At 68.7% G+C, this 7,850-nt stretch carries 5 protein-coding genes; 3 read left to right on the top strand and 2 right to left on the bottom strand.

Going from position 1 to position 7,850, the window contains the following annotated elements; all coding sequences use genetic code 11:
• Window positions 1-656 precede the first annotated feature (656 nt).
• The 3 genes from ACTCB7_RS11080 (at window position 657) to ACTCB7_RS11070 (ending at window position 4,264) form a co-directional block, all read left to right on the top strand.
• Entirely contained in the window at window positions 657-1,601 is a 945-nt protein-coding gene (locus ACTCB7_RS11080; protein ID WP_463006718.1) for a cobyrinic acid a,c-diamide synthase, read from the top strand.
• A 43-nt stretch (window positions 1,602-1,644) separates the two neighbouring features.
• Window positions 1,645-2,808 (top strand): toxic anion resistance protein, encoded by a 1,164-nt coding sequence (locus ACTCB7_RS11075; protein ID WP_463006717.1) that lies wholly within the window; start codon window positions 1,645-1,647, stop codon window positions 2,806-2,808.
• Between the two features lie 187 nt (window positions 2,809-2,995).
• Window positions 2,996-4,264, top strand: coding sequence for a malic enzyme-like NAD(P)-binding protein (locus ACTCB7_RS11070; RefSeq protein ID WP_163649726.1), 1,269 nt, complete (start codon window positions 2,996-2,998; stop codon window positions 4,262-4,264).
• A 62-nt stretch (window positions 4,265-4,326) separates the two neighbouring features.
• On the opposite strand, the gene ACTCB7_RS11065 is transcribed toward ACTCB7_RS11070, so the two are convergent.
• Together ACTCB7_RS11065 and ACTCB7_RS11060 are read right to left on the bottom strand one after the other, a co-directional pair.
• Window positions 4,327-5,097 carry a DUF481 domain-containing protein gene (locus tag ACTCB7_RS11065; RefSeq protein WP_463006716.1) on the bottom strand — a complete coding sequence of 257 codons (771 nt, stop codon included), beginning with the start codon at window positions 5,095-5,097 and terminating at the stop codon, window positions 4,327-4,329.
• Between the two features lie 96 nt (window positions 5,098-5,193).
• Complete coding sequence (locus tag ACTCB7_RS11060) at window positions 5,194-7,725, bottom strand: penicillin-binding protein 1A (protein ID WP_463006715.1); 2,532 nt, start codon at window positions 7,723-7,725, stop codon at window positions 5,194-5,196.
• Between the last annotated feature and the right edge of the window lie 125 nt (window positions 7,726-7,850).

The following is a 7,850-nucleotide window of genomic DNA, read 5'->3' as shown; positions in this document are numbered from 1 at the left end:
GAAGCTGGCACGCATCGCCTTTTCACTGATGAAGCATGAGACGGGATATCGCCCTCCAAGCCCCATCAAGGCTTGACGGGCAACATAGAATCTCCCACAAAAGGGCCGGTTCTCCGGTGCAATCGGGCACCACCTTGTGGGAGGGGATTCATCCCCGACGACGGGTCCGGTGGCAGGTGCATCGCGACTGAAGTCGCTCCCACAAAAGGGCCGGTTCTCCGGTGCAAGCGGGCGCCACCTTGTGGGAGGGGGTTCATCCCCGACGGCGGGGTCCGGTGGCAGGTGCATCGCGACTGAAGTCGCTCCCACAAAAGGGCCGATTCTCCGGTGCAATCGGGCACCACCTTGTGGGAGGGGATTCATCCCCGACGGCGGGTCCGGTGGCGGGTGCATCGCGACTGAAGCCACTCCCACAAAAGGCCGGTTCTCCGGTGCAATCGGTCACCACCTTGTGGGAGGGGATTCATCCCCGACGGCGGGGTCCGGTGGCGGGGCCATAGCGACTGAAGTTGCGCCCACGGCTAGGCTCCGGATGATTCTACCGGGAGATCACAACTGGCTGCGATAGGCTCACGGACGACGCCGGGCGGCTTTATTGCGACCAGACGCTTCCTCTACAATCAGGATTCCTTCCCTTTTCGGCGGGCCCGCGGCGTATGCTGGCATTTCTTCAAGGTCTGGCCTACGGGCTGTTCGTGACCTGTCTACCCTGGTTTCTGATCGGCATGGTCGAGCCGCGCCTGGCGCTGGCGGAGCCCCATCCCAACCGCCTGCAGGTGATCCTGCGCTACTGGCTGCTGGTGCCGTTCATCGCCTTTCTGATCTGGCTGACCTCGCTGTGGGGCGGCTTCGGCCCGTCGCTGCTCGGCTGGCTGGCCGGGCTGGGGGCGATCGCCGTCGAGCTGCCGCTGGAGCGCCGCTGGCGCGGCTGGCTGGCTCGCCGCCGGGAGCGCCGGCGGGCAGCGCGGGAGGCGGCCGAGGCGGCGAATCGGCGCGCCGAGCAGGCCCGCCAGGCCCACGAGAAGGGCGTGCAGACCCTCGACCCCGACCACCCGCCGTCCGATGCCGACGACCTGGTGCTGGCACTGGCCGACGCCAAGCGGCAGCTGCAGACCGCCGGCCGCGACGACTTCGCCGTTCAGGCCGACCGGCTCTACAGCCGCTACCGGCATGTGCTGGACGTGCTGGGCGAGCGTTTCGCCGTCGAGGAGCTGACTTTCCAGCGTGCCCGCTCGCTGATCCGCGAGGTGTCGCTGGGCGCGGTGGACAACCTGACCGCCATGGCCTCCCAGGCGCGGGGCGTGTCCGAGGTCGACGGCGAGTTCGTGCGGCGGCGCCTGAGCGAGGAGAGCGTGCACTTGACGGTGGCCGAGCGGCTGGCCCTGAAGCGCCGCCTGGAGCTGCTCGAGCAGACCGAGCGTCATCTGCGTGAACTGGCCGCCCGCAACGAGTCGGCGCTGACTGCACTGGACGATGCCGCCGTGGCGCTGGCGCGCGTGGAGACGCAGCGCCCGCAGGCCTCGGTGGCCGCCGACCGGGCGCTGAACGAGCTGCGCCGCTTCGCCGCCGGGGCGGCGCGTTACGGACGCGGTGCGCAATGACGCCGTGCCCCCGTTCCCTGTTCCCTCGTGAAGGAGTTTCGCCATGACCGATGCGCGTCAGCCCGATGACCGTCCGCTGGCCCTGCCCGCGATCGAGACGCTGGAAAGTCGCTTCGCCCCCGATGAGGCCGCGGGGGCCGACGACCGACTGGCCGCCGAGGCCGAGGCCTTCGTCGCGGCGCTGATGACCCCGGAAAGCGGTGCGGCGGGCCAGCGCGAGGCGATCGACGCCCTGGGGCTCGAGCTGCAGCGCCAGGCGGCGCACCAGAGCGAGATGCTCAAGACGCCGCTGCGCCGGCTGGCCCATCAGGGCGACGAGGGCGGCCCGGTGGCCGCGTCGCTGCTGCAGTTGCGCGAGCGCATGACGGCGCTGGATCCGCAGCACCATTCGCTGGGCGGCGGGCGCTGGGACAAGCTGATGGCGCGGCTGCCCGGCGTGGGCAGCCGGCTGACCCGCTACTTCCAGAAGTTCGAGAACGCCCAGCAGGCGCTCGACGCCATCATCCACGACCTGGAGGGCGGGCGCGACATGCTGCGGCGCGACAACCTGACCCTCTCCGACGACCAGACGGCGCTGCGCGAGACCCTCGGGCAGCTCGACCAACAGGTCGCGCTGGGGCGGCTGATCGACGAACGCCTCGAGCGGCGAAGCCTGGCGCTGGACGAGGCCGACCCGCAGCGGGCCTTCATCGAGGAGGAGCTGCTGTTTCCGCTGCGCCAGCGGCTGGTCGACCTGCAGCAGCAGCGCGCGGTGAGCCAGCAGGGGGTGCTGGCGCTGGAGGTGGTGATCCGCAACAACCGCGAGCTGATGCGCGGCGTCGACCGGGCCATCAATGTCACCGTCGCCGCCCTCAACGTGGCGGTCACCGTGGCGCTGGCGCTGGCCAACCAGCGCCTGGTGCTGGACCGCGTCGAGGCGCTCAACAGCGCCACCTCGTCGATGATAGCCGGCACCGCCCGGGCGCTGCGCAGCCAGGGCGTGGAGATCCAGACCCGCGCCTCGTCGGCGATGCTCGACCAGCAGGCGCTGACGGAGGCCTTCAGCGACGTGATGGCGGCGCTCGACGATGTCGCCCGCTACCGGCGCGAGGCGCTGCCGCGGCTCGATACGCAGATCGATCGGCTCGAGGCCCTGGCGCAGCAGGGGGATGCGGCCATCGCCCGCCACGAGCAGGGCAATCGGCAGTCGCCCGATGCGACGATATAGGCTCGCCGGCCTTGAATAAGCTTCACGTTATGCCTGGCGAGTCAGGCATAACGCTTTTCGAATAACTGGAAACTATTTCAAACTATCGCTTAAATGCCTTTCATAACAGCAAGTTGCGTCGAGTTGTTCGATTAGACTTTTTTCTATATTCTGGCCGGCACATCCCATGACCGACCGGATACCGAGCATGACCGACGCCAAGAAGCAAGCGGCGCTTGACTATCACGCCCAACCGATCCCCGGAAAGCTGTCCGTCGAGATCACCAAGCCGACCGACTCCGCCAAGCACCTCGCCATGGCCTACAGCCCGGGCGTGGCGGAGCCGTGCCGCGAAATCGCCAGGGACCCCGAGAACGCCTACCGCTACACCGGCAAGGGCAACCTGGTGGCGGTCATCTCCGACGGCAGCGCGATTCTCGGCCTGGGCAATCTGGGGCCGCTGGCCAGCAAGCCGGTCATGGAGGGCAAGGGGGTGCTGTTCAAGCGCTTCGCCGGCATCAACTCGGTGGACATCGAGGTCGACGCCGAGAGCCCGCAGGCGTTCATCGACACCGTGACGCGCATCGCCGACACCTGGGGCGGCATCAACCTCGAGGACATCAAGGCGCCGGAATGCTTCGAGATCGAGCGCGCGCTGATCGAGCAGTGCAACATCCCGGTGTTCCACGACGACCAGCACGGCACCGCCATCGTCACCGCGGCGGGCATGCTCAATGCGCTGGACATCGCCGGCAAGTCGCTGGAGGAGGCGCGGATCGTCTGCCTGGGCGCCGGCTCGGCGGCCATCGCCTGCATGAAGCTGCTGGTCTCCTGCGGGGCGAAGGCCGAGAACATCTTCATGCTCGACCGCAAGGGCGTAATCCACAGCGGCCGTGACGATCTCAACCAGTACAAGGCGATGTTCGCCACCGAGACCGACAAGCGCACCCTGGACGAGGCGATCGACGGCGCCGACGTGTTCGTCGGCCTGTCCGGCCCCAACCTGCTCTCGCCCGATCAGCTGCGCCGGATGGCCGCCAATCCGGTGGTCTTCGCCTGCTCCAACCCCGATCCGGAGATCCATCCGGAGGTCGCCCATGAGACCCGCGACGACGTGATCATGGCCACCGGGCGTTCCGACTATCCCAACCAGGTCAACAACGTGCTGGGCTTCCCGTTCATCTTCCGCGGGGCGCTGGATGTTCGCGCGACCTGCATCAACGAGGCGATGAAGATCGCCGCGGTGAACGCCATCAAGGATCTGGCGCGCGAGCCGGTGCCGCAGGCGGTGCTCGACGCCTACGAGGTGGAGTCGCTGTCGTTCGGACGCGGTTACATCATCCCCACGCCGCTGGATGCGCGGCTGCTCGACCGGGTCTCCTCGGCGGTCGCCCAGGCGGCGGTGGATACCGGCGTGGCGCGGCGCTCCTACCCGGCGCACTATCCGCTGGAGAGCGTGGCCGACGTCTACGGCTGATCCCGCCGCGGCGCCTCGCCTGCCCCCTCCGACAGCCGGCCCTGTGCCGGCTGTCGGCGTTTCTACCAGCGGTAGAGCAGCGAGGCCGCGGTGGTCAGGTCGGTGTCGGAGGCACTGGCCTCGGGCGGGTTGGAGTTGTTCTTGATCTCGTGGGAGAGGCGCAGGGCCAGGTGGGCATTGAGCTGGGCGGTGATCGCCGAGAACACCCGCGTGGTGACGTTGGCGTCGGTGCCCTCGACGGAGAGTTCCTGCTGGAAGTTCGAGCCTTCGCTGAACTGCCACTGGTAGTCCAGTGCGCCGTAGCCCACGGCCAGGTCCTTGTCGGCGCCGTTTGCCAGTGCGTCGTGGCGGTAGCCGGGACCGGCCTCGAGCGACAGCGTGTGGGTCGGCCCCGCGAGCAGCTGCCGGCCGTAGCCGATGATGGTGGTGAACTGGTAGTCGTAGCCGCTGAAGCGGTCCTTTTCCCAGCGCGTGAAGCCGAACAGGTAGTGCGGGCCGTCGAGATCGTAGCGTTCACGGCCGGCCGCCAGGTACTGCTCGGCGCTGGCATTGCCGTTCTCCTTCACCTGGCGGGTCTCGCCGCGCAGGGTGTGGGTCAGCGTGCCGGTGATCCAGGTCAGCCGCCCCTTGGCGATCAGCGTCTCGCTGTCGGTGTTGCCGGAGAGATTGGTGTAGCCCAGCTCGGCCTGACCGCTGAAGTCGGGCGCATCGTCACCGGGCCGGGGCGGTGCGTAGAACAGCGATTCCTTCGCCAGTGCCGGCGGTATCGCCACCAGTAGTGCCAGCCCCACGCCCGGGAGCGCTGTGCGCCACAAGCGGGTTCGCCACGACATGTCGGGGCTCCTGTAGTTGCGACTGTGCCGCGGCGGCGTGAGTCACGCCGCCGCGGTGGAGAGGGGCAGGGCCCGGGCGGGCCCGCGACCCGCGTGTCAGAAGATGGCTTCGTAGGTACCGGTGCCCTGGGCGCCGCTGCTGTCTTCCAGCTGCTGGTCGATGCGACGCGGCGCGAAGTCGGGCAGGTTGTCCTTGCGGAAGAGTTCCTCGATGCCGCCGGGCTGGTCGTCATGCAGGCGCTGGCCGGTCTGCGGATCGATGCGGGCGGTGACGATGTCGTCGGGGCGCTCCGGCACGGTTTCCGGGGTGCCCTCGAGCGCCGGGCGCATGAACGCCTTCCAGATCGGCAGGGCGGCCTGGGAGCCGTACTCGCCGGTGCTGGAGTTGTCGTCCTTGCCGACCCACACGGTGGCCACCACCTGCATGTTGAAGCCCGAGAACCAGGCATCGCGCTGGTCGTTGGTGGTGCCGGTCTTGCCGACGATGTCGCTGCGGTCGAGGTCCAGGGCGCCGCGGCCGGTGCCCTTCTCGATCACGTCGCGCATGATGTCGCGCAGGATGTACAGCGCATCGGGGTCGACCACCCGCGGGGCGAGCGGATAGGTCTTGCCGTCGATCTGCGTCTGGGTGGCATCCTCGGCGCAGTCGCGGCAGGCCACCTGCGGGGTGGTCTCGAGAATCGGCTGGTCGGCGTCGGTCTTGTCGACGCGCTGGATGTACCAGGGCGAGACATTGAAGCCGCCGTTGGCGAGAATCGCGTAGGCGTTGGCCACCTCCAGCGGAGTCAGCGAGGCGCTGCCCAGCGCCAGCGACAGCCCCTGGGGCAGGCGCGCCTTGTCGAAGCCGAAGTTCTCGAGGAAGGTCAGGGCCTTCTCCAGGCCCAGCGACTGCAGGATGCGGATGGTCACCAGGTTGCGCGACTGGTACAGGCCGACGCGCAGCCGGGTCGGCCCGAGGAACTCGCCCTCGGCGTTCTCGGGCCGCCAGTCGTCGCCGCTGAACTGCTGCATGACCACCGGGGCGTCGTTGATGATGGTGGCGGCGGTCATGCCGCCCTCCTGGAGGGCGGCCAGGTAGACGAACGGCTTGAAGTTGGAACCCACCTGGCGCTGGGCCTGGGTCGCGCGGTTGAACTTGCTGGCGTTGAAGCTGAAGCCGCCCTGCAGGGCGCGGATGGCCCCGGTCTGCGGGTCGAGCACCACGATCGCCGCCTCGGCGCCGGGCTGCTGGGCCAGCCGCCAGTCGCCGCCGTCGGTCTGCATGATGCGCACCAGGGCGCCGCGCTTGGCGATTTCGCCGGCACTGGCGGGCACGTCGCCGCGCCACTTGGGGCTGTGGTATTCGCGCGCCCACTTCAGGCCGTCCCAGGGCAGGGTCCTGACCGTGCCGTCGCGGGTCAGCACGCGCATCTCGCGGTCCTCGCTGGCGACCACGATGGCCGGCTTCAGCGGGCCGTAGGCGGGCGTGCGCTCGAGCACCTTCAGCCAGTTGCTGACGTCGCCGTCCACGCCCTCGACCCGGGCCTGGCTGCTCTGGGCCGCCTGGCGGGCGGTCTTCCTGACCTCGGGGGAGGCCGCGAGCTCCTCCTCGAGCCCGCTCTTCTGGGTCTGGTCCTGGGCCTCGACGAGGCTGGGCGGGATGTCGGTCTGCTCGGGACCGCGCCAGCCGTGGCGGCGGTCATAGGCGATCAGCCCCTCGATCAGCGCCTGGCGGGCGTCCTGCTGCAGCGGGCCGTCGAGGGTGGTGGTGACAGTGTAGCCGCCGGAGTAGGCGTCCTCCTTGCCGAAGTGGTTGACCGCGAACTGGCGCGCCATCTCGGCGACATAGGGCGCCTGGACATCGACCTGGGTGTCATGCTGGCGTGCGCTGATCGGCTCCTTCACCGCCTGCTGGTAGGCGGACGGGTCGATGTAGCCCAGCTCGCGCATGCGATAGAGGATCCAGTTGCGGCGGATCAGCGAGCGCTCGGGGTTGGTCAACGGGTTGAGCGCGGAGGGCGCCTTGGGCAGCCCGGCGATCATCGCCTTCTCGGCCAGGGTGAGCTCGTCGAGCGGCTTGTCGTAGTAGGTCTTGGCGGCGGCGGCGATGCCGTAGGCGCCGTTGCCCAGATAGATCTTGTTGACGTAGAGCTCGAAGATCTGGTCCTTCGAGAGGATCTGCTCCATCTGCAGCGACAGCAGGATCTCGCGGATCTTGCGGGTGAAGGTGCGGTCGAGCGTCAGCAGGTAGTTGCGCGCCACCTGCATGGTGATGGTGCTGCCGCCGGACTGGATGGTGCCGCCGTGGGTGACGAGCTCCAGGGCGGCGCGGACGAGCCCCTTGGGATCGACGCCGGGGTGCTCGAAGAAGCTGGCGTCCTCGGCGGCCAGGAAGGCCTCGACCATGTCCTGGGGGATGGCGCTGTAGTCGACCGGGCGGCGGCGCTGCTCGCCGAATTCGCCGATCAGCTGGTGGTCCCGGGTGACGACGCGCAGCGGTGTCTGAAGCTCGTAGCCCTGCAGCTGGTGGACGTCGGGCAGGCCGGGCGCGAAGTAGAGCGCCGCGCCGATCACGGCGAGGAGGCTGGCGGCGCCGAGTGACACGAAGAACCACAGGGTCGAGGTCAGCAGGCGTTTGAGAAGCTTCATGAAAGGGCGATATCCATGGTGTACGGGTGGCGGTCGGCCGCGATGCGCGCGTTCAATCCCTTGAGCAGCGCATTATAGGAATCCGGCGAACGACCGGCCAGCGTTGAAGGGCGACCCCGCGAGCC

This window comes from Modicisalibacter sp. (assembly GCF_055145905.1).
Note: the sequence above shows the minus strand (reverse complement) of the source record. Positions and strands in the feature narration are given on the sequence as shown.